This window comes from Flagellimonas sp., assembly GCF_965233845.1.
Classification (GTDB): domain Bacteria; phylum Bacteroidota; class Bacteroidia; order Flavobacteriales; family Flavobacteriaceae; genus Flagellimonas.
The window spans coordinates 2,166,898-2,190,246 of record NZ_OZ247584.1; the positions used below are offsets into that span (position 1 = coordinate 2,166,898).

Annotated in this window: 21 protein-coding genes and 1 tRNA gene; 19 read left to right on the top strand and 3 right to left on the bottom strand. The window is 42.8% G+C overall.

The genetic code is table 11. The annotated features are described in order from the left end of the window. The first annotated feature begins 143 nt into the window (after positions 1-143). The 7 genes from ACO6S0_RS09440 (at position 144) to ribB (ending at position 7,546) form a co-directional block, all read left to right on the top strand. Complete coding sequence (locus ACO6S0_RS09440; protein ID WP_422351742.1) at positions 144-788, top strand: peroxiredoxin; 645 nt, start codon at positions 144-146, stop codon at positions 786-788. A gap of 166 nt (positions 789-954) precedes the next feature. Beyond that, a complete protein-coding gene (tpx, locus tag ACO6S0_RS09445) occupies positions 955-1,461 on the top strand; it encodes a thiol peroxidase (protein WP_422351743.1) in 507 nt (168 codons plus the stop codon). Next, entirely contained in the window at positions 1,454-1,819 is a 366-nt protein-coding gene (locus ACO6S0_RS09450; RefSeq protein ID WP_422351744.1) for a diacylglycerol kinase, read from the top strand. The genes tpx and ACO6S0_RS09450 overlap by 8 nt, the downstream gene beginning before the upstream one ends. Before the next feature lie 63 nt (positions 1,820-1,882). Further along, a complete protein-coding gene (locus tag ACO6S0_RS09455; protein ID WP_422351745.1) occupies positions 1,883-4,249 on the top strand; it encodes a DNA translocase FtsK in 2,367 nt (788 codons plus the stop codon). Between the two features lie 4 nt (positions 4,250-4,253). Continuing rightward, positions 4,254-4,901 carry a LolA family protein gene (locus tag ACO6S0_RS09460; RefSeq protein ID WP_422351746.1) on the top strand — a complete coding sequence of 216 codons (648 nt, stop codon included), beginning with the start codon at positions 4,254-4,256 and terminating at the stop codon, positions 4,899-4,901. Between the two features lie 3 nt (positions 4,902-4,904). Then, positions 4,905-6,413 carry an LptF/LptG family permease gene (locus ACO6S0_RS09465; RefSeq protein WP_422351747.1) on the top strand — a complete coding sequence of 503 codons (1,509 nt, stop codon included), beginning with the start codon at positions 4,905-4,907 and terminating at the stop codon, positions 6,411-6,413. Further along, entirely contained in the window at positions 6,410-7,546 is a 1,137-nt protein-coding gene (gene ribB / locus ACO6S0_RS09470; RefSeq protein ID WP_422351748.1) for a 3,4-dihydroxy-2-butanone-4-phosphate synthase, read from the top strand. Before ACO6S0_RS09465 ends, ribB begins: the two co-directional genes overlap by 4 nt. Positions 7,547-7,668: 122 nt before the next feature. Here the strand turns inward: ribB and ACO6S0_RS09475 are convergent, their stop codons facing one another. Together ACO6S0_RS09475 and ACO6S0_RS09480 are read right to left on the bottom strand one after the other, a co-directional pair. Continuing rightward, on the bottom strand, positions 7,669-8,862 hold the full coding sequence (locus ACO6S0_RS09475) for a DegT/DnrJ/EryC1/StrS family aminotransferase (protein WP_422351749.1): 1,194 nt from the start codon (positions 8,860-8,862) through the stop codon (positions 7,669-7,671). 182 nt (positions 8,863-9,044) lie between these two features. Beyond that, entirely contained in the window at positions 9,045-9,800 is a 756-nt protein-coding gene (locus ACO6S0_RS09480) for a sulfite exporter TauE/SafE family protein (protein WP_422351750.1), read from the bottom strand. A gap of 148 nt (positions 9,801-9,948) precedes the next feature. Between ACO6S0_RS09480 and ACO6S0_RS09485 the strand changes: the two genes are divergently transcribed. The 3 genes from ACO6S0_RS09485 to ACO6S0_RS09495 all read left to right on the top strand — a co-directional run bounded on the left by ACO6S0_RS09485 (position 9,949) and on the right by ACO6S0_RS09495 (position 13,206). Continuing rightward, positions 9,949-10,033 (top strand) — tRNA-Ser (locus ACO6S0_RS09485). Between the two features lie 422 nt (positions 10,034-10,455). Then, the gene (locus ACO6S0_RS09490) at positions 10,456-10,914 is read left to right on the top strand and encodes a (2Fe-2S)-binding protein (protein ID WP_422351751.1); all 459 of its coding nucleotides are present in this window, start codon (positions 10,456-10,458) and stop codon (positions 10,912-10,914) included. A 21-nt stretch (positions 10,915-10,935) separates the two neighbouring features. Continuing rightward, on the top strand, positions 10,936-13,206 hold the full coding sequence (locus ACO6S0_RS09495; RefSeq protein ID WP_422351752.1) for a molybdopterin cofactor-binding domain-containing protein: 2,271 nt from the start codon (positions 10,936-10,938) through the stop codon (positions 13,204-13,206). A gap of 63 nt (positions 13,207-13,269) precedes the next feature. Here ACO6S0_RS09495 and ggt read toward each other — a convergent pair whose 3' ends face one another. Then, positions 13,270-14,967 (bottom strand): gamma-glutamyltransferase, encoded by a 1,698-nt coding sequence (ggt, locus tag ACO6S0_RS09500; protein WP_422351753.1) that lies wholly within the window; start codon positions 14,965-14,967, stop codon positions 13,270-13,272. A gap of 200 nt (positions 14,968-15,167) precedes the next feature. On the opposite strand from ggt, the gene ACO6S0_RS09505 reads away from it, so the two are divergent. The 9 genes from ACO6S0_RS09505 to ACO6S0_RS09545 all read left to right on the top strand — a co-directional run bounded on the left by ACO6S0_RS09505 (position 15,168) and on the right by ACO6S0_RS09545 (position 23,322). Then, positions 15,168-16,886, top strand: coding sequence for a cellulase family glycosylhydrolase (locus tag ACO6S0_RS09505; RefSeq protein WP_422351754.1), 1,719 nt, complete (start codon positions 15,168-15,170; stop codon positions 16,884-16,886). Between the two features lie 6 nt (positions 16,887-16,892). After that, entirely contained in the window at positions 16,893-17,471 is a 579-nt protein-coding gene (locus ACO6S0_RS09510) for a DUF1287 domain-containing protein (RefSeq protein WP_422351755.1), read from the top strand. A 71-nt stretch (positions 17,472-17,542) separates the two neighbouring features. Then, positions 17,543-18,310, top strand: coding sequence for a molybdate ABC transporter substrate-binding protein (modA, locus tag ACO6S0_RS09515; RefSeq protein WP_422351756.1), 768 nt, complete (start codon positions 17,543-17,545; stop codon positions 18,308-18,310). Beyond that, positions 18,303-18,707 carry a TOBE domain-containing protein gene (locus ACO6S0_RS09520; protein ID WP_422351757.1) on the top strand — a complete coding sequence of 135 codons (405 nt, stop codon included), beginning with the start codon at positions 18,303-18,305 and terminating at the stop codon, positions 18,705-18,707. The genes modA and ACO6S0_RS09520 overlap by 8 nt, the downstream gene beginning before the upstream one ends. Beyond that, a complete protein-coding gene (gene modB / locus ACO6S0_RS09525; RefSeq protein ID WP_422351758.1) occupies positions 18,704-19,375 on the top strand; it encodes a molybdate ABC transporter permease subunit in 672 nt (223 codons plus the stop codon). The genes ACO6S0_RS09520 and modB overlap by 4 nt, the downstream gene beginning before the upstream one ends. Beyond that, positions 19,372-20,247 (top strand): ATP-binding cassette domain-containing protein, encoded by an 876-nt coding sequence (locus tag ACO6S0_RS09530; protein ID WP_422351759.1) that lies wholly within the window; start codon positions 19,372-19,374, stop codon positions 20,245-20,247. Before modB ends, ACO6S0_RS09530 begins: the two co-directional genes overlap by 4 nt. A 17-nt stretch (positions 20,248-20,264) precedes the next feature. Beyond that, on the top strand, positions 20,265-20,987 hold the full coding sequence (rluF, locus tag ACO6S0_RS09535) for a 23S rRNA pseudouridine(2604) synthase RluF (protein ID WP_422351760.1): 723 nt from the start codon (positions 20,265-20,267) through the stop codon (positions 20,985-20,987). A 201-nt stretch (positions 20,988-21,188) separates the two neighbouring features. Next, a complete protein-coding gene (locus tag ACO6S0_RS09540; protein WP_422351761.1) occupies positions 21,189-22,055 on the top strand; it encodes a hypothetical protein in 867 nt (288 codons plus the stop codon). Between the two features lie 622 nt (positions 22,056-22,677). Continuing rightward, positions 22,678-23,322: a response regulator gene (locus tag ACO6S0_RS09545; RefSeq protein WP_422351762.1), complete on the top strand. Its 645-nt coding sequence runs from the start codon at positions 22,678-22,680 to the stop codon at positions 23,320-23,322. Positions 23,323-23,349: the final 27 nt, after the last annotated feature.

Below are 23,349 nucleotides of genomic sequence, written 5' to 3' on the forward strand. Positions count from 1 at the left end.
ATTTTTTCAGTTCTCTCAATAATTTTTCTCCTTTTTTACGCAAATGGAAATACGTGTTTTTGTCAGCAAATTAGGATTCAAAAATGAACAAGTTTTAATGAGCAAGAGCTAAATTTGTTGACGCACAAAAAAGCACATAAATTATGACATTAGTTGGCAAAAAATTTCCAAATCTAGAAGTCAATGCCATTGACAAATCCGGCATTACTACCAAGCTGAACATTCTTAAAAAGGCTCAAGAATCAAACAAAAAAGTGGTGCTTTTCTGGTACCCCAAGGATTTCACTTTCGTTTGTCCAACCGAATTGCACGCCTTCCAAAATGCCATGGAGGAGTTTGAAAAAAGAAATACCCTCGTAATTGGTGCTTCTTGCGATACAGCGGAGGTTCACTTTGCCTGGTTGAACACCGAAAAGAAAAATGGAGGTATTGAGGGTGTTACCTATCCCCTATTGGCCGACAGCAATCGAAACTTGGCCTCTACCTTGGGTATTTTGGACATTACTGATGAAAAATATGATGAGGAAACCAAGGTTTTCACTGTGGAAGGAGATAATGTAACCTATAGGGCCACTTATTTGATTGATGAAGAAGGAACCATCTTTCACGAAAGTGTAAACCATATGCCGCTTGGTAGAAATATAGATGAGTTCGTCAGGCTGATTGATGCCTATACCCATGTACAGGAAAAAGGTGAGGTTTGCCCTGCCAATTGGAACAGCGGTAAGGAAGCTATGAATGCCGACAGAAGTGGTGTGGCCGAATACCTATCCAAGCACGCCAATTAATTCCGTAAAGGAAACTAAACTCTGGAATTGACCTGTTCTTTTCCATAAAAAGGAAGGAACATACCAAAATAAGACAGGCCCATTGGAAAAACTTTTTCAATGGGCTTCCTTTTTTGCCACGGACTTTGGATTATTTAGTAATTTCACCCTTCTTAAAACTTTTCATATGGCATCAATAACACTAGGTGGAAATCCCGCCAATACAGTTGGAAACCTTCCTGAGGTAAACTCGCAAGCACCCGCTTTTACGCTCACCAAATCGGATATGTCCACAAAAACGCTTTCGGACTATCAAGGAAGCAAAGTGGTTTTAAATATTTTTCCAAGCGTAGATACCGGTACCTGCGCCCAATCCGTAAGACAGTTCAATGAAGAGGCTGCCGAACTCAGTGGTGTAAAAGTGCTCTGCATTTCCAAGGATTTGCCATTTGCCCAAAACAGATTTTGTGGAGCCGAGGGCATTGAAAATGTGGAGATGCTTTCCGATTATAAAACAGGTTCCTTTGGTCGGGATTATGGCTTGGCATTTGCAGACTCTTCCTTTGAAAGCCTACTTTCCAGATGTGTGGTAGTACTGAATGAGGAAGGTAAGGTCATTTATACCGAACAGGTACAGGAAACTGCGGATGAACCTAATTACAAAGCGGCGCTAGAAGCATTAATGGATGCCTAGGGAATCCTTCTTTATCAACAGGATCAAGAGTGTAGGTTACGCCTTTAAAGGGCTGTTCTTGCTATTGCGGACAGAGGCTAGTATCAAAATCCAATTTGTGATAGCCCTGCTCATGACTGCAGCAGGTTTTTATTTTGAAATCTCGTCCGGGGAATGGATGGCCCAATTAATTTCCATTGGAATGGTCATGGGAATTGAAGGCTTGAATACGGCTGTGGAGAAAATCTCGGACTATATCCAACCCGAAGATGACCCAAAAATTGGCTTTATAAAAGATATCTCTGCAGGAGCCGTTATGATAGTATCCATCATAGCATGTATCGTGGGACTTGTTATTTATGGGCCAAAATTGGTTTAGCAACATCTGTTTCCATGGTAAGCATCGTAAATTTGTAAATTAGCCCCGTTATTAATCATTTGCATGGCCAAGAAGAGGACAAAATCCAAACCTAAATCCGCCAAAAGAAAATTATCCTTAAAACCGTCCAAACAGAATAAGATCATTTTGGGCAGTTTGCTAATTGTACTCAGCATTGCCCTGTTCTTCTCCTTTATGTCCTATTACTTTACTTGGCAGGAGGATCAAAGTTTACTTACCGAGTTTAGGGACCGCAACGCGGAAGCCAATAATTTGCTGAACAAATTTGGAGCTGCGGTAAGTCATTTTTTTATGTACAAAGGCTTTGGTTTGGCCTCCTTTGTATTTCCGCTATTGCTGGCGGTGACCGGACTTTATCTCTTTTTGGGACTGAACAACAAAGGACTGGTAGGCAAATGGATTTGGGGATTGATCGGTATCATCTGGGTATCCATTGCCCTTGGATTTTTCGCTATGGAGCAACCCCTTTTAGGTGGACTCATTGGCTATGAAATGAATGATTTCCTTCAGGATTATGTGGGCAAAATTGGAGTGTTCCTGATTTTGATTTTTGTCTTGATGGTCATCTTGGTTCGCTTGTTCAATTTTAGTCCAGAAGGAATCGGCAACTTCTTTAGAAACCAGCGGCAAAACCTTAAAACCGATTTTAAAAAGAAAAATTCTGCACCAAAAGTTTTGGATACCGATGATAACAGCATCGAGTTAAGCACAGAGGAAGAGCCTGTTTTGGTAGATACCTATACCCACAAAAAAGATATTCCACCCCTAAACCCAGAAGCCGGTCTGGATGTAAATCTTCCAAAAGAAGAAGAAACCGACATCGACCTAAAGGTAGAAACGGTAAAAGAGGAGAAAGAAGAAAAGGATATCAAAGCGGAAAAATTGGTGAAGGACTTTGGAGAGTTCGACCCAAAACTGGAGCTGGGCAATTACAAATTCCCCATACTTGATCTTTTGGAACCCCATGGAGCTTCTTCAGGAATCACTATTAACCAAGAAGAACTTGAGGAGAATAAGAACCGAATCGTTAGCACGCTTAAAAACTATAAGATTGGGATTGCCCAGATCAAGGCCACTATAGGCCCCACAGTGACGCTTTATGAAATTGTGCCCGAGGCGGGAATCCGAATTTCCAAAATCAAAAACCTGGAGGACGATATCGCACTTTCATTGGCCGCTTTGGGGATTCGAATCATTGCCCCTATTCCCGGAAAAGGAACCATAGGTATTGAGGTGCCCAATAAAAATGCTTCCGTGGTATCCATGCGTTCCGTAATTGCCTCCAACAAATTCCAAAAGGCCGAAATGGAATTGCCCATTGCCTTTGGAAAAACCATCAGCAATGAAACTTTTGTGGTGGATTTGGCAAAAATGCCCCATATGCTCATGGCAGGTGCCACCGGACAAGGTAAATCCGTGGGGTTGAATGCGGTGATCACCTCCCTTTTGTACAAAAAACATCCTGCGGAAATTAAGTTTGTATTGGTGGATCCCAAGAAAGTGGAACTGACCCTGTACAACAAAATTGAAAGACATTTCCTGGCGAAACTTCCAGATTCAGAGGACGCCATTATTACGGATAACACCAAGGTTATCAATACCCTAAATTCCCTTTGTATTGAAATGGACAACCGCTACGAGCTGTTGAAAACGGCCATGGTGCGGAACATCAAAGAGTATAATGTCAAATTCAAGGCCCGCAAGCTAAATCCCAACGACGGTCATAAGTTCTTACCTTATATTGTTTTGATCATCGATGAGTTTGCAGACCTGATTATGACAGCAGGCAAGGAAGTGGAGACGCCCATTGCGCGTTTGGCCCAGTTGGCCAGGGCTATTGGAATTCATTTGATCATAGCCACCCAAAGACCTTCTGTAAATGTGATTACCGGAATCATCAAAGCCAACTTCCCCGCGCGGATTGCCTTTAGGGTGACTTCCAAAATAGACTCCAGAACCATTTTGGACACCCAAGGAGCCGATCAGTTAATTGGACGTGGGGATATGCTCTTTACCCAAGGAAACGATGTGACCAGACTCCAGTGTGCTTTTGTGGACACTCCTGAGGTAGCCAAAATCACAGAATATATTGGGTCGCAACGCGCCTATCCAGATGCCCATTTACTGCCAGAATATGTAGGCGAGGATTCTGGCACGGGGATTGATTATGACATAACGGACAGGGATGCCATGTTCCGGGAAGCGGCAGAGGTTATCGTAAATGCCCAGCAAGGTTCCGCATCATTGATCCAACGAAAATTAAAATTAGGATATAACAGGGCAGGACGAATCATAGATCAATTGGAAGCGGCAGGAATTGTAGGTCCGTTTGAAGGAAGTAAAGCAAGACAAGTATTGGTTCCAGATATTTTGGCCCTAGATCAACTTTTAGAAAATGAAACAAAATAGCACAATGTTCAAAAAACTATTTCTTTTTATCGGGCTTTTTGCCGTGGGTTTCTTTGCCCATGCCCAGAATGCAACCAAGGCCAAAGCGCTTTTGGAAGAGGTTTATAGCAAAGCTAAAAGCTACGATAACATCTATATAGATTTTAAGTACGGTCTTGAAAATTCCGAGGCCAACCTAAAACAGGAATCCAGTGGAAATGTGACCTTAAGCGGTGATAAATATCTTTTGGATTACTTAGGGGCCCAGGTGATGAGTGATGGTTCCAAGGTATACACCATTGTTCCTGAAAATGAGGAAGTGACCATAGAGGCCATTTCCGAAGACGACAACAACATTACCCCATCAAAAATGTTGACCTTCTACCGCTCTGGACATAACTATGCCTGGGATATCCTTCAAAATGTGGGCGGAAGAAAAATCCAGTATGTAAAGTTGACCCCCATCGATTCCAACACCGAAATAGCGTCCATTCTTTTGGGTGTGGACATGGGAACCAAGCATATCTACAAGCTTATCCAAACTGGAAAGAACAGCACAAAAACAACGATTACCGTTAATTCTTTCAAAACCAATCAGCCATTGTCAAGTACACTGTTTACCTTTAACGCGAAAAAATTCGAGGACGACGGGTACTATATCATAAGAAATTAGGCATTGAAGATACTTGACCGGTATATATTATATAGGTTTCTCTATAACTTCTTTAGCTCCTTTTGCATCCTGATTGTCATATTCATCTTCCAAGGAATATGGCTTTTTATAGATGATTTGGCGGGAAAAGGACTTGGCGTGGTAATCATAGCCAAGTTCATTTTTTATTTTATCCCCACCCTGGTGGACAAGGTACTCCCACTAACGGTATTGCTGTCGTCCATTCTCACTTTTGGAACCTTTGCGGAAAACTATGAGTTTGCCGCCATGAAGGCCTCGGGTATTTCCCTTCAACGGGGGATGCGCAGTTTGATAGTTTTTGTGCTCTTTTTGGGGGTGGTCACCTTTTTCTTTGCCAATAATATTATTCCCAAATCCGAACAGAAGATGTTCAACTTAAGACGAAACATCGCAAAGGTTAAGCCAGCTGCGGCCATTACCGAAGGGGTGTTCAGTGATTTTGAAGGTACTGGGGAAGGCATGAACATTAAGGTGGATAGAAAATATGGAGAGCAAGATCGCTTTCTGGATAACGTAATCATCCACATCAAGGACAAACAGGCCGTAAATACCACGGTCATCAAGGCCAAAGAAGGGGAACTGATCAGTAGTGAGGATTCTGATATCATCGAGTTGGTTCTTAAAGATGGAAACTACTACAAGGAACTAAAGCCCAAAAGAAGCGAGGAAAAAAGGAAACATCCTTTTGCTAAAGCAAAGTTTGAGACCTATACGATCAACATCGATATTTCTGAACTCAACAACCAGGATTTGGAGGAAGAAGGAAACATCACCACGGATAAAATGAAAAACGTTGTCCGCTTGGTCAAGGACATTGATTCCTTGGAGAAGAACAATTTGGAAAAAGTGGAGGCCTTTTCCAAGAACATCATTACGCGGATGGGCGCCTTTCCAGTTCCCACCAAGCAAGACAGCATCCAAAAGGCGCAAAGGGCCAAACTGGACAAAACTGAGCTGACCGAAAAGAAAAAAGCCCAGTACGATAGCATTTCTACCGTTAAGGAGTTTATCAAAACCCTGCCGGAGTGGCAGCAGTTGCAAATTGTTACTTCTGCCCGCACCTCTACCAAGAGTATATTGACCACGGTTATTGGTAAAAAAGAAGAGTTGCAAAAACGGTTTAAGTTTTACAACAGCCATATTCTGTCCCTGCATAAAAAATATGCCCTGGCATTCTCCTGTATTATCCTGTTTTTTGTAGGAGCTCCCTTGGGTGCTATTATTCGCAAGGGTGGTTTGGGATTGCCCATGGTGATTGCCATTATCCTGTTTTTGGCCTATTATTTTATTGGTGTGTTTGCAGGAAACTACTCCAAGGAGAACAATATTCACCCTATTTTGGGCGCCTGGTTGTCTACCCTGATCATGCTCCCCATGGGAATTTCCTTGACCCGACGGGCCACCGCAGATAGAGGATTGATTGGGTTTGGGCATATTATGGATGGAATTAAGAACCTGTTCAAGAAGAAAGAAAAAGAGGACACTGAATGAGTGATAAGGAAAATATCCGATTGAATGCCATAGAAGAAGCCATTGAGGACATCCGACAAGGCAAGGTTATCATTGTGGTAGATGATGAAAATCGCGAGAATGAAGGTGATTTCTTGGCCGCTGCCGAACTCATTACACCAGAAACGGTGAATTTTATGGCCACCCATGGCCGGGGGCTTATCTGTGTGCCATTGACAGAAGGACGTTGCGAAGATCTAGGCTTGCATAAAATGGTTACCCATAATTCCGATCCTTTGGAAACGGCTTTTACCGTATCCGTGGATTTGCGTGGAAATGGGGTGACTACGGGTATTTCCGCGGGGGATAGAGCCAAAACCATCATAGCGCTTACGGAGCAAGGTACCAAACCGCATGATTTGGCAAGACCTGGGCACATATTCCCTTTAATTGCCAAAGAAGGTGGGGTTCTCCGAAGAACGGGACATACCGAAGCTGCCATAGATTTTGCCCGTTTGGCCGACCTGAAACCCGCTGGGGTTATTGTGGAAATCATGAACGAGGATGGCAGCATGGCAAGATTGCCAGAACTGCGGAAGGTGGCCAAAAAGTTTGATCTTAAAATTGTTTCCATTGAGGACTTGATTGCCTACCGCATGGAACATGATAGCTTGATTGAGCGCAAAGAAGCCTTCGATATCAAAACCCGATTTGGGGACTTCCGCTTGCGTGCCTATAAACAGACCACCAATGATCAAGTGCATATTGCACTGACCAAAGGACATTGGAAAACTGGGGAGTCTGTGTTGACAAGAATCAATTCCACTTTGGTGAACAATGATATGTTGGGCACCCTTACCAACAACCCAGATGAGCGGTTGCAACGCATGTTTGACGCCTTAAATGCTGAAGGAAAAGGAGCCATGATCTTTATCAACCAAGGTAACCAATACATGAATCTGCTGGGGCGTTTGGCAGAACTAAAAAAGCTGCAGGCAGAGGGCATTTATAAGGCTCCAAAAATAGACATGGACACCAAGGACTTCGGTATTGGGGCACAAATTTTACATGACTTGAATATTTCCAAACTTCGATTGTTGACCAACTCTGCCCAGACCAGACGTGTTGGAATGGTAGGTTACGGACTGGAAATTGTGGAGTATGTAGGCTACTAGTTGTTAGACTTTAGACTTTAGACTTTAGACTTTAGACTTTAGACTTTAGACTTTAGAAAATATTACCAAAAAATTGCAATCCGAGGGAGAATTACACTTTTAAAGTGAAAGAACGGTATTTCTTAAAGAATTTTCCGCAGTACATCGGCCATGGTTTCAGCTCTTTGCTTGACATCGTCCTCGGTCCAACCTAATTTGATCAAACAGGAAATGTTGCGGCCCACCCAATGGTCAGATGCGGAGAAATCTGTCTTTTCATAATCGGGAAGTGCTTCCAGAACATCTTTAGGCAATTTTCCCAATGATTTCTTTTGGGTCAAATGTTCCCATTTGCGGTAGTAATGCCAATTGTTGTTGTACCAATAAAAACAACCATCCACGCCTGCCTCTCCCAAAGCTTTTTGGGCTTGCTGCGCCAATGCTTCCGAAGGAAGAAAAAAACTAAGGAAGGAATAGTTCTCCTCACCCCCCTCGGGTACTGTCCGGAATTGAACCCCATCAATATGGCTTAAAGCTTCCCGTACTATGCCGTAGTTTTTCTTTTGAATGGTGATAAATTCATCCAAACGGGATAGTTGGGCCAATCCCACTGCGGCATTCATTTCAGAAATGCGATAATTATAGCCCAAAAATGGATGCGACTCTGCTCCCCTATCGTTTCCTATATGGTCATGTCCGTGATCCGAGTATTTATGGGCATTCTGATAATATGTTTCATGGTTGGTAAGAATAGCTCCTCCCTCACCGCAGGTGATGGTCTTTACATAATCAAAAGAAAAGCAGCCCAAATCCCCAATGCTTCCCAATGGCTTTCCATGGTAGGTAGCCCCTATGGCCTGGCAGGCGTCTTCCAACAACAATAGCCCATGCTGATGGCAGATAGTTTGCAAGGCTTCCAGATTGGCCATAGAACCACACATATGCACCGGCATAACCACCTTGGTTCTTGGGGTAATGGCTTTCTCAACAGCTTTCGGGTTCAGGGTCAAGGTATCATCCACATCAACCAAAATAGGGATTGCTCCCAATGCCAGAATCGATTCAAAACTGGCCACAAAAGTGAAGGTGGGCATGATGACCTCATCTCCCGCCCCAATACCCGCGCTTGCCAAAGCCACAGTCAGGGCAGCCGTGCCACTACTCACCAAATGCACATGATTTGATTGCATTTTTTGCGCCAAGGCAGCTTCCAACTCGTTGGCTTTCCAATGATTATTACGCATGCCGTCAAAGCCATAGCGCATCAGAACCCCGGAATCCAGGACCTCCTGTACTTGTGCTCGTTCCTTATCTCCAAAAAGTTCAAATCCAGGCATATTGTTTTTTGTTAATGGTTAATGTGTTATTGGTTATTGGTTATTGGTTATTGGTTATTGGTTATTGAAACTACAAAATCTCAATTTCGACTCTCTCTAAAATCCGTAAGTATGCGCTGATACTCATTACTCATTACTAACTGCTGATTGTTAATTGCTAATTGTTCATTGCTAATTCTCGACTATCCAAAAAACCACAGTTTTATGGCCATAATAATGACCATTACCACCAAAAAAGTCTTGATAAACCCATCTCCTTTTTTGACAGAAAAACGGCTAGAAATCCACCCACCTGTTCCATTCCCGATAGCCAAGATAAGTCCAACTTTCCAGTCCACTTTATCATTGAATGCAAAAACTGCCAAGGCGGACAGCATATAAACAAAGACCACTACAACTTTAGTGGCATTGACTCTAACCAGGTTCATACGGTTGACAAAATGCATGAACAAAATCATGAGGAAACCCAGGCCAGCGTTTATAAAACCACCATAAATTCCAAAAAAGAAGAAGACCACAATGCTCAGCCAGAGGTATTTTCCGGTGAGCCGTTCCTGCATTTCCTCCAATTTCAATTTAGGCTTGAAAATGATAATCAATACCACGGCCAGCATCACCATGGCCAAAATCTTATTGAACGTCTCCCCATCCACATCCACAGCAATCCTCGCCCCGAGAATGGCACCTAAAAAAGCAGAAATTCCAAGATAAATATTGAAGGGATAGGTCGAGACGCCTTTACTTTTGAATCCAGCGGTGGCTATGGCCGTTTGTATCACTATGGCCACTCTATTGGTTCCATTGGCCACAGCGGGGGGAAGTCCCAAAAAAATTAAGGTAGGGAGTGACAGTAAAGAGCCACCTCCCGCAATGGTATTGATAAAGCCCACGGCAAAACCAACCACAACCAAAAGCAAATAATGGTACCACTGATCCATGAGGGCAAATGTAAGTGGTATAAATGAAATGGAAATCTGAAATAAAATAAAGTGTTCAGGTTTTTACTGAAATAAAAAAGCTTACTATATTTGCACCCGCCTTTACGATGGTAGAGGCTCACAAAGAGCGGGCAAGCCCGCAAATATTGGAGGAATGGCAGAGTGGTCGAATGCGGCAGTCTTGAAAACTGTTGAGGGTCACACCTCCGGGGGTTCGAATCCCTCTTCCTCCGCAAAAAAAAAAGCTTCACCATGGTGAAGCTTTTTTTATTTTTTAGAGCAAACGAAATTGGTTTCAATTAGCGATAGGAAATAAAAATGGCTCTGTTAGGAGCTTTTCTTTGTATTGGATTCCATTTTGGGATGTTTGTCTTGGAAAGAATCCCTCTCCCTCCGCTGATATCATATATGTCATACCAATAAAACCTTTAAATTATTGATCTACAGGTTTTATTATTACCTGCCGTCAATTCAAGCCAAAAAAATTAGCGCATACCAAATGTGAATGTTCCTATGGCGACATCAATCACAAACTGCCATGCACACTGCTATATCCTGAACCATTGAAGGTTATTACCAATCCCTTTTCAATTCAGAATGTTTCTAAATATTTACTGGGCAAATATTTCGTAACTTCAAGACAATCAAAGACATCATGGCAACATATACCCTAAAAATCAATGGAATGACCCAAGAAGTGGAGGCTGACCCATCAACTCCCATGCTTTGGGTTCTAAGAGACAACTTAAAACTGGTTGGAACAAAATTCGGCTGCGGTATCGCACAATGTGGTGCCTGTACAGTTCATTTGAACGACAATGCCGTGCGTTCATGCCAGTTGCCTGTTTCCGCAGTAGGCGAACAGGAAATTACGACTATCGAAGGCCTTTCGGAGCATGGCAACCATCCAGTTCAACAAGCATGGTTGGAAATAGATGTGCCCCAATGCGGATACTGCCAGGCTGGTCAAATCATGAGTGCTTCGGCCTTGTTGAAAAAGAATCCAAACCCTTCGGATGCTGAAATCGAAGAAGCAATGCACGGTAACATCTGCCGTTGTGGCACCTATACCCGAATCAAAAAAGCAGTAAAACTAGCTGCCAACGAATCTTGATCCAACCCTAAAACAACGAAAATGACACTTGTAAAAACACAGATAGGAAGAAGGGCGTTTATCAAAAACACCAGTTTGGCAGGGGGCGGACTTGTGCTTGGTTTCAACCTGTTGAATTCCTGCAAACCAAAAGTCGCAGAGGCAGTGGCAATAGAAATGGAGATGCCCAAGGAATGGTATGAGATCAATGGCTATTTGAAAATCGGAGACAACGGTGTGGTAACCATTATGTCGCCCAATCCCGAGATCGGCCAAAATGTTAGAACATCCATGCCCATGATCTTGGCAGATGAATTGGAAGTAGATTGGAAGGATGTAGTAGTGGAACAAGCTCCCCTTAACACAAATCTGTATAGCTGGCAAGTTGCCGGAGGAAGCCGATCCATCATGAATTCTTGGGAAAGCTTACGGATGGCTGGAGCAACCGCACGTCAAATGTTGAAGGAAGCGGCGGCGACTGCTTGGCAGGTTCCTGTTGGCGAAATTACCGCCATCGCCGGGGTGCTCAGTCATGAAGCCAGCGGAAATTCAGCTGGTTACGGCGAAATGGCTTCGACAGCATCTCAACTGGAGATACCCGAAGAAGTGCAACTAAAAGAGCAAGCTGATTTTTCTATCATTGGTACTTCCAGGAAAAATGTAGACGGAAAGAAAATTGTTACAGGAAAACCCTTGTTCGGTATCGACGTCCAACGAGAAGGTATGCTGATAGCTACTTTGGCGCATCCACCTGCTTTTGGATTGAAACTAAGGTCCTTTGATGCCCAGGAAGCCAAGCAAATGTCCGGTATCCGAGATGTATTTTCCATAAAACTATATGATGGCGATTTCAAGAAATCGGCTTTTCACCATACAGCTTTTAACGAATTGGTAGCAGTTGTGGGTGAAACCACCTGGCAGGTAATGCAAGCCAAAAAAGCTCTAAAAATAGAATGGGAACCAGCTCCGGATTCTACTGAGGATATGACTGTAATAGGAAGAAAAATTACGGTGCGTCATCCTGCAGGTATCGAAAATTCAGATACCCATAATAGCAAGTTAAGGGAATTTAGCACACGCAAGGGAAGGGTGGCTCGCAGGGATGGCAATCCAGAAGCTGCCTTTACTAATGCTGCCAGGGTTATTGAACGTAGCTATAGTTGTCCATTTTTGGCACACAACACAATGGAACCCATGAACTTCTTTGCCCATGTTACCGAAGATCATGCAGAATTGTTGGGGCCAACCCAAACCCCTGAGTGGATGGAACCAGCCATTGCCGAACGTCTAGGACTGTCCTTGGAACAGGTGGACATTCAAATGACCCGACAAGGTGGAGGCTTTGGTCGTAGGCTGTACGGACATTTTATGGTAGAAGCTGCCATTATCTCCCAGCAGATTAAAGCTCCCGTCAAACTTGTTTATAGCCGGGAGGACGATATGTCCCAAGGCGTGTACCGACCTTCATACTATGCCACCTATCGTGCGGCATTGGACGAGGACAATAATTTGGTCGCCTTTCATGTAAAGGCGGGAGGAGTACCTGAAAGTCCATTATTTGCCAATCGCTTTCCCGCGGGTGCTATAGACAATTATTTAGCCGAAGATTACACCATTGACTCCAATATTACAACCGGAGCTTTCCGCGCACCCCGCTCCAATTTTATTGCCGGGGCGGAACAATCGTTTTTGGATGAAGTAGCGGAAGAAATGGGCAAAGACCCTATCGATTTTAGATTGGAACTGCTGAAAAAAGCAGAGGAAAATCCCGTAGGAGATCCAGAAACCAATGATTATGATGCCTCCAGATATGCCGGAGTTCTTGAACTGGTGCGTGAAAAAACAAATTGGGGGCAAGACGAACCTGGAATCCATCGAGGAGTGTCTGCCTATTTCTGTCATAACAGTTATGTGGCCCAAGTGTTGGATATGGTAATGGAAAATGGGGAACCAACCATTCAAAAGGTTACCTCTGCCATAGATTGTGGAATTGTAATTAACCCCGATGCGGCATCGAACATGGCGGAAGGTGGAGTTGTGGATGGAATTGGCCATGCTATGTACAGCGGCCTAACGTTTAAGGATGGATCACCTGAACAGACCAATTTTGACAAATACCGATTGATTCGTCATAAAGAGGCTCCCAAAGCAATTGAAACACATTTTGTGGATAATGGCTTGGATCCAACAGGCATGGGCGAACCTCCCTTCCCTCCTATAATGGGAGCTTTGGCAAATGCGCTGTACAAAGCAACGGGAAGACGACATTACCATCAGCCTTTTATCTTGGATAAACCTCCGCTTGTTGGCTGATTTTATGTAAAATGATCGAAGAGAAGGAAGATTTACAACCTGCTCACATGGAATAATTAAAGCTTAATACCCAGCTGCCTGCCCATCTTTACGGCTTTCAGAAGCTCCATGATAAACTTTGTTTTCGTCATCCCATAAAATGGCCTGGTAGCCTCCATAGATGCCTCGAGCAGTACCAACACGGTGGCCTTTATCCATTAAACCTCGAATGGTGGAATAGGGTATCCCGGATTCTGTTCGTATCATCCCTGTGTTCTCGGTGGTCGCTCCCATAGGGCTTGCTCCACCTGTATGGTCCCATCTTGGGGCATCACCAGCCTCTTGGATGTTCATTCCAAAATCAATCAGGTTCATAACAATTTGTGTATGGCCCATGGGTTGAAAATCTCCTCCCATTACACCAAAACTAAGATAGGGTTTACCATCTCTGGTCACAAAGGCCGGGATTATGGTATGAAAGGGTCTTTTTCCTGGCTCATACGTATTTGCCTGACCCCGTTTTAAGCTGAACAACTCGCCCCGATCTTGGAGCATAAAGCCCAATTTGGGCGGTGCCATTCCAGAACCCATCCCACGGTAATTGCTTTGAATCAATGAAATCATGGTGCCTTCATCGTCCGCAACAGTCATATAAATGGTCTCACCTGCGGAGATTTCTCCAGCGGAATACGTTCCAGCTCTATTCCCAATCTGATTTCTTCTGTCTTCAGCGTAATCATCCGAGAGCAGTTCCTCAACAGGAACATCAAAAAAATCCATGTCGGCATAATACTTCGCACGGTCCTCAAAGGCCAGTTTTTTGGCTTCTGTAAAGAGATGGAGGTGTTCCGTACTTCCAAATTCGATATTGGAAAAGTCATAACCCTTTAATATTTGTAGCATTTGAAGTGCTGCAATTCCCTGGCCATTCGGTGGAAGTTCCCAGACATCGTACCCCCTGTAATTAATGGATACCGGTTCTACCCATTCTGACTTGTGCGCTGCCAAATCTTTGGCTGAAAGAAAGCCTCCTTGGTCTTTAATGAACTTTCCTATGGTTTTGGCAATATCCCTTTTGTAATAGGCATCCCTACCTCCCTCAGCAATTTTTCGATAGGTATCGGCCAAATAAGGATTTTTATAGATTTCCCCTTCGTTCGGTAATTTTCCACCGTTTTGGGATTTATAGGTATCCTCAATATTCGGAAACCCTTTCGATTCAAAAAAGGGAATGGTGCGATGCATATACCACGCAATGAGCTCTGTTAATGGAAAACCTTTTTCTGCATAATCAATAGCTGGTGCGAGAATTTCAGTCATGGGTTTTGACCCAAATTTCTGGTGCAATTCAAACCAACCGTCCACTGCTCCAGGTACACTAACAGGAAGCGGTCCGTGCGATGGGATTTTATCCATACCCTGTTTTTCAAAATATTCCAAGGTGAGTTTTTGCGGTGAACGACCACTTGCATTCAAACCATAAAGCTTTTTGGTTTTTCCGTCCCAAACAATGGCAAACAAATCCCCTCCTATACCACATCCAGTGGGTTCCATCAATCCAAGGGCAGCATTTGCAGCGATGGCAGCATCAATGGCGTTACCACCACCCTTAAGGATGTCAAGTCCTATTTGGGTAGCCAAGGGATGACTTGTGGCCACCATTCCGTTTTGACCCAACACCACGGAACGGGTGGCAAAGGGTTCCCCAGTAATTCGGTCTTGGGCAATTGAATATTGGATAAGGAGGAAAAAGCAAAGGAGGAAGCACAGTGAATTTTTCATTAGGTCAAGGGTTTTTGATTATCCCATAAAAATAAAGGGATTTTAAAACAATTGGCTAAAATGGGCTGAAATGAATTAGAGCTTTGACGACATAAATCCGCTTGAGACTCCCTTGTTAAGCTCCAAAACCCCAATAAAATGCTACCTTTAAAGCAATACTTAATAACCCAATCCCAAACTGGGCTTCCAATACAATCATTGTGAACCAATATCTTTCACCCATTTTTTTAGCGATTGCTATTCTAGGTTTGTGCAATTCTTGTCTGAATAAAGAAAAACGTCCCGACACTCCAAACCATATCAGTATCGAGCGATGGAGCGAAGAACGAATCAATGAGTGGTACAAGGAACAAAGCTGGTTGATCGGTGCAAACTTTGTCCCGTCTTCTGCCATCAATCAATTGGAAATGTGGCAGGATGATACTTTTGACACTTTGAAAATTGATCAAGAACTTTCCTGGGCCCAGGATTTGGGATTCAATACCATGCGCGTGTTTTTGCACGACTTGTTATGGGAACAGGATGAAGCAGGTTTTATAAAGCGCGTAGAAAAGTACTTGGAGATTGCAGACAAGCATAAAATTAAAACCATGTTTGTTTTGTTGGATGATGTTTGGGACCCGAATCCAAAATTGGGCAAACAGCACGAACCCAACCCCCATGTGCATAATTCTGGATGGGTGCAAAGCCCCGGACATGAGGTTTTGGTAGATTCAACTCAGTATAAAAAATTGGAACACTATGTAAAGGGTGTGCTTAGTCATTTTAAGGATGACCCGCGTGTGCTGATATGGGATTTATACAACGAACCAGGCAACCCCAATAGCAATAGTTATGGGGAATTGGAACCCAAGAACAAAGAAATCCATTCGCTAAGACTATTGAAAAAAGTCTATAAATGGGCCCGGGAAGTAAATCCCTCCCAACCCCTTAGCATTGATGTTTGGACCTCGGTCAATAAAGAATTGGATGAGATGAGTGATATTGACAAATTTGCCTTTGAAAACTCCGATGTCATCAATTTTCATTGTTATGCCAACGCTGAAGCCACGGCCCAAATGGTGGAACGCCTGTCCATCGCCAATCGGCCCCTTTTTTGTACCGAGTATATGGCCCGCTCTGTTCAGTCTACGTTTCAAGACATACTCCCCATATTCAAAAAACATAAGGTAGCCTCCTACAGCTGGGGTTTTGTTTCAGGAAAATCCCAAACCATTTATCCTTGGGATTCCTGGCAAAAGGAATATACTGCGGAACCAGAACTTTGGTTTCATGATGTTTTACGGGAAGATGGTTCGCCCTACAAAGAGGAAGAAGTGTCTTTTATTCAGTCAATCTCAGGTGACGCTGAGATTTTGGTGGATGCGGAATTGGGCGATTGGGATAAACACCATTACCTGTTTGGGCTGACAGATCCATGGAAGCTTAAGGCCAAAGATCGAACCCATTTTGATTATATGGTCACTCCTGAGCACTTCTATTTTTACTTCAAGACCATGGATGCCACCCCTACCAAAACCACTTATGTAAATGAGCGTTCTTTACTTTGGGCCGATAGGGTGGAATTGTTTTTCTCTTCGGATAAAGAGTTGACAGAATACTATGGAGCCGAAATGACCCCAAAGGGTGAAGTACTTGATTTTAAGGCAAGTTTTCCAAGAAATATTGATCATGATTGGGACTTTAAAACCCTTACCCTGGCCACTAAAAATATTGAAGGGGGCTATATTGTGGAAGGTAGTATTTCAAGAAAAGAGCTCGAATCCTTTGGCATCCAAAATGAATGCTATTTGGGTGTTTTCCGAGCGGATTTTCATGGAGGCAGAAAAGTGAATTGGTATACCAAAACCATCCCCAACTCCCCTAAGGCTGATTTTCATATCCCTTCTGCCTTTAGTAAGGTTTCTTTGAACGAATAGCACTCAATGAAGGTTTTAAAGTTTCTCATTCTACTTTTTGTTTGTCAATTTTCTTTTTCCCAAGCAGATACGCAGACCTCAGAATTGGCTGATGCAGCTTTGGAACTCACCAAACAGCAGGTTACCTATGACCCCAGTTATTTTTCCATAGCTTATCCAAATGGCGATGTGCCGAGTGATAAGGGGGTTTGCACAGATGTTATTGTTAGGGCCTATCGCAAAATTGGCATCGACCTACAAGAAAGGGTGCATCGGGATATGAAAGGGCATTTTCAGGAGTATCCCAAAATTTGGGGATTGCAATCCACAGACACCAACATTGATCATCGGAGGGTTCCAAATCTGATGACCTATTTTAAACGTCAAGGAGCCTCCCTACCTATTTCCAATCAAGCTGTTGACTATTTACCGGGCGATGTGGTATGCTGGAATCTGGGCGGGGGAACTACCCATATCGGAATTGTATCCCATAAAAAATCGCGTGACGGACGTCGGTATCTTATCGTTCATAATATTGGGCGCGGACAGGTTTTGGAAGATTGCCTGTTCGATTTCAAGATTATAGGACACTTTCGCTACCCTTAGACACTTGACTTTTCATTTTTGTAGCCGATTAAGAGATTCATTGTTCAGGCTATAGTACCTTTAGATGGAATATGAACAAAGTTTATCTTTTAATAGTTCTGGCTTTTCTCTTTGTCCTGGGATTAGGGTGCAATTCTAGCAACCAGCCTAAAAAACTGACTATCGCGGTTTCATCCAACATGCAGTATTCCATTCAGGAAATCGCCGCAAGATATACGGAGCAAACAGGAACAGACTGTGATTTGGTGGTAGGTTCTTCAGGAAAGCTAACCGCCCAAATCATGGAAGGAGCACCTTTTGATGTTTTTCTATCCGCGGATATGAAATATCCCCAAATGCTTTATCAAAATGGACATGCCAAGGGGGTGCCAAAAATCTATGCGCTCGGGAAGCTGGTTTTGTTTACTACCAACAAAGAACTTATCCCTAAGTTGGAATTTCTCAAAAGCGACAGTATTGTTCATATAGCTTTGGCAAATCCCAAAACAGCTCCGTATGGTAGGGCAGCCATAGAAATATTGGAGCAACATGGGTTGATGGATTCAGTCAAGGACAAGCTAGTATATGGTGAGAACATTTCACAGACCAATCAGTTTATGACCACTGGGGCTGCCCAAATGGGATTTACGGCCAAATCTACTTTAATTGGCACGCCTTTATCACAGCAGGGCCATTGGATAGAATTGGACACGGATGGCTACGCGCCTATTCAACAGGGTATTGTGATGCTGGAGAATCAAACAGGTCAAGACCAGGCTTCCCTCTCGTTTTTGGAATTTATTTTTACCAAGAAAGCCCAAGAAATTTTGAAGAAATACGGATATTCGATATATGAATAGTTCACCAGGGACCATTGTGGATATTGAGGTTAGCGGACATCTGTCTCTTGTAACGGTTGAGGTACATTCGAAGACCCTTATCAAAGCCATTGTCGTGGAAACACCAGAATCCGCGGATTACCTTAAAAAAGGCGAAGCAATCAATGTTTTGTTCAAGGAAACTGAGGTTGTCATTGGGGTGGGTGAATCATTTCATATCAGTTTGCAGAACCGAATACCTGGAACCATCAAAAGCATAGATAAGGGAGCTTTGCTGGGCAAGGTGGTTTTGGAAACCCCTATGGGCGAAGTCACCTCCATTATCAGTTCCAACGCAATGGATCAGCTGAAACTGACGAACAACGCTCCAGCCACGGCATTGATCAAACTAAATGAAATAATGTTGGCCAAACTATGAGTTGGGAACCACTGATATTGACTTTTAAACTGGCCCTTGTCACCACGCTGGCCTTGTTGTTGGTTTCCATACCCCTCTCCTATTGGCTGGCGTATTCCAAAGCCCGAATCAAACCCATTGTTCAAACCTTGGTGAGCATGCCATTGGTTCTTCCACCCACAGTTTTGGGATTTTACTTCTTGATTGCGTTTAGCCCCAATACCATTTTTGGAGGCTGGCTCAATGAAGCCTTGGGAATTCAATTGGTGTTTTCATTTCCCGGGCTGGTAGTAGCATCTTTACTGTATAGTTTGCCTTTTATGGTGCATCCCATTCAATCCGGGTTTTCTGGAATTCCAGACTCCCTTCGGGAGGCGTCCTACCTCATGGGCAAATCCAAGTTTCGAACCTTGCTGAAGGTGCTTTTGCCCAATATCAAACCTTCACTCCTAACCGGTATAGTTCTTTCTTTTGCACATACCGTTGGCGAATTTGGGGTGGTCTTGATGATTGGGGGCAACATTCCCGGAAAGACCAAGGTAGCATCCATTGCCATTTATGATGAGGTTGAGGCCTTGAACTACGCCAGTGCCAATTTTTATTCCTTGATCTTGTTTGTCATCACCTTTGGTATACTGCTAACGGTGTATTTGATCAATGGTGGACATCTTAAAAAGTTTTGGAAATGATAAACATCCAAATACAAAAACAATTGGATGGACCTGAAGGCCCTATGCTCCTAGACCTGGATTTACAGGTCCCACTGGGTCAATTGATTACCCTTTATGGCCCTTCTGGAGCAGGCAAAACGACCACCTTGAAAATCCTTTCTGGTTTAATGCAGCCAGAAACTGGTAAAATTGAGGTGGACAACAGTGTTTGGTTGGATACATCAAAGAAAATTCGTCTAAAACCGCAACAGCGAGAAATCGGGTATGTGTTTCAGGACTATGCCCTGTTTCCAAATATGAGTGTGCTGCAGAACCTGGAATTCGCTCAACCCAAGGATAAGGATTCTGGAATTGTCCAAGAACTAATCCAAATCATGGAACTTGGAAACATTCAAGATAGAAAGCCAGATACCTTATCAGGAGGGCAGCAACAGCGAGTAGCTTTGGCCAGAGCCTTGGTTCAACAACCCAAATTACTTTTGTTGGATGAGCCGCTTTCGGCCCTCGATCTTAAAATTCGGCTCAAATTGCAGGATTATCTGCTCCAAGTGCACCGTAAATACAAACTAACCACCTTGCTGATCAGTCACGACATTGGGGAAATCCATCGATTATCGGATTGGGTTGTGGTCTTGGAGGAAGGAAAGGTGATTCGCCAAGGGAGTCCATCTGAAATCTTTATAAACCAAAACCTAAGTGGTAAATTCAAATTCAAAGGGGAAGTACTCCGCATCGAGAAAAATGAAGTGGTTTATATTGTTACCGTTTTAATCCAAAATGAAGTGGTCAAAATCATAGCCCAGGAATCCGAAGTAAAAAATCTTGACATTGGAGATGCCGTCATAGTGGCCTCCAAGGCATTTAATCCGATAATCTACAAAGTTTCTTGAAGGGAAATTGAAAATGTATGAAAGAGACAAGAATCAATAAATACTTGAGTGAGGTTGGGTACTGTTCCCGTCGGGCAGCGGATAAGTTAATTGACCAAGGTAGGGTGACCATCAATGGAAAAATCCCGGAAATGGGCACAAAAATCAAACCTGCGGATGAAGTTCGGGTGGATGGAGAGTTGATCTCCGAGCCCAGGGATAAACCTGTGTACCTTGCCTTTCACAAACCCGTGGGCATTGTCTGTACTACGGATACAAGGGTTGAAAAAGACAATATCATTGACTTTATCAACTATCCCAAACGCATTTTCCCTATTGGCCGTTTGGACAAACCCAGTGAAGGGCTCATATTCATGACCAATGACGGGGACATCGTAAATAAAGTTTTAAGGGCTAGAAACAATCATGAAAAGGAATATATTGTCACCGTCAATAAACCCATTACTTCAGACTTTATTCGCCGCATGCGCAATGGTATTCCCATATTGGGAACCATGACCCGAAAATGTGAAGTGGAAAAATTGGGGTCACACCAGTTTAAAATAATTCTTACCCAAGGTCTTAACCGACAGATACGCAGAATGTGCGAGTATTTGGATTACAGGGTCAAAAAATTGAAACGGGTTAGAATCATGAATGTGAACTTGGATGTTCCGGTAGGAAAATGGCGCCATTTAACAGAAGAAGAACTTCGCGAAATCAATAAATTGGTGTCAAGTTCCTCCAAGACACACGATTAGGCTCGCGCAATCAATCGGTTAAAATGCACAAAACATCGCCAACTGACCTTTTCAAGGATGCTCCTATGTTAATGAATTAAAAAATATTCGATGAAATACAGTTTTTAATCGATATAATTCAAAAACTATGAAAAATTAATAGGTGATTCTTAAAAATCTTTCTCCAAATTTGTGATGTATTAACCCCCAAATCTGTACACCATGACACGTTCATTAACCCATCAATCCATTCTTGTTACCGCCATCTTCTGCTTAATGCAGGTAACTGCGCAAAATTCCATGAAATTTGAAAATAGCATGGGGATTATCGAAGCCTCCAAAGGCAATAGCAATGGCCACGTATCCACATTGGAAGGTTATATTCCTTCCATGTCGGTAACCCAAGATGGTACAACCGCATACTTCAGTAAAACCAGTGAACAAAAGCCATTGTACGGAATGTTTTCCAAAAAGGAACTTATCCATGAGATTTATCGCGCTGAAAAAATCAATGGTAAATGGAGCAACATTACCAAAATAGCTGTATGCCCTAAATATGCCTCTGCCAAACATCCCACAGTTTCTGACGACGGTAAACGTCTATTCTTTGCATCCAATATGAGGGGAAGCTATGGGAAATATGACATTTATGTGGCCGATATCAACTCTGATGGAAGCCTAGGGGTATCCAAAAACCTTGGTCCCAAGGTAAATACCAAAGATGACGAATTATATCCAAATATTTATAACGGTACACTTTTGTTCTTTGCTTCTGAAGGACGTGATGGATTTGGAGGCTTGGACCTCTATGCCACTCAAGTGACCCATAACAAACTGACTCCTTCGGTAAACTTGGGAAGCCACATCAACAGCAGCAGGGATGATTATGCCATACAACTGGATGTTGAAAAAGGGGAAAGCTACGTAGTATCCAATAGGGGCCAAAACCACACTATTGAGCAGGTAACCATTGCCTATAGAAGACAAACTATGGACAATACCGTGGTGGCCTATAATGATAACAATCTTAACGCTGCATTAAATGCGGACTCGGCAAATACGTACACTGGAACTTCCTTTGAAGATTAACAGTGCGCCATAAAGTTGGTCCACTACCTGAAGATTATCTGATTTTGTCAATTATAGAACATTATTGAACTATGGTAAATTAAACAGGGGGAACCAAAAATTATCATAGAAGCGGGTTGTGTTATTTCATCCGGACCAATTTAGTAAGAATAGGATGCTCGAAAAGGGCATCCTATTTTGTTTTATGCAGTTCTGAATGTGCTTATACCTCATGAAATTCGAGTTAAACGAAAAGTGCATTTGAACGAAAAAAACTACAAAATGTTCTTTTGAAGGAATAAAAAACTTAATTTAATTTTTGAAATAACATATTAACCCAAATCTTATACTCATGAAAAAAGCTACTAATCTTAGTGCCAGAACAAATCCCCCAGACCAAGCAAAGGCACTTTTCTAGCATCCTTTATTTTTTCTAGACTACTATTGATTTAATCCCCTTGGGATTGTTATCAGCATGTCCATTCTTGGACATTGGTAAAGCCTATTAGGTTCTGTTTTACATCAGGAACACTCTGGTTTACCATGTTCTTTCTGGCTGGATGTGCGGACAGGACGTGTTTTACCTGAATTTAAGGTAAACGATGATGCATATGACAAAATCAGATAATCAAATCTAGTACCCATGAAAACTGAAACATTAAAAATTGTAATTATTGATAATGACGAAAAACTACACCCCCTCTACCAACAGTATTTTACCGATTCGCTATTGTATGAACTGGTAGCGATTTACACTTCCGTAAATCAATTTATTCCAAATGCTGTTAGAACAAGGCCGGACATTGTGGTCTCCGAAGTTAATTTGACCGGAATTTCCGGAATTGATGGTATTCCATATTTCAAGAAACAAAATACCTCCTCCAAGGTCTTGATGATAAGTGGGAAATGCGACTTCGAAATTATAAAAGAAGCATTTAGAAAGGGGTCGGATGGTTTTTTAACCAAGCCTCTGGCCAAAAATCGATTGCTCAATGCGATTGCGGAACTGCACCAACATGGAGTGGCCTTGGAACACGAGGTGGCGAAGAAAATCATCCATTCCTTCCAGGTCAAAACGTTCGAAAGCTTTTCAAAAAAGGAAAATCAAATTATTGAATTGCTCACCCATGGGTATACTTATAAAATGATTGCCGACAGGCTTTGTGTAACTCCCAGTGCCGTGAACTTTCACATTCAGAACATCTATGTAAAACTCAATGTGAACTCCAAATCTGAAGCTTTGAAGAAACTGCAAGAGATGGAAGTCCGACAACTGAATGCAGCTTAGCTTGATACCCTTGCAAACAAAAAAAAG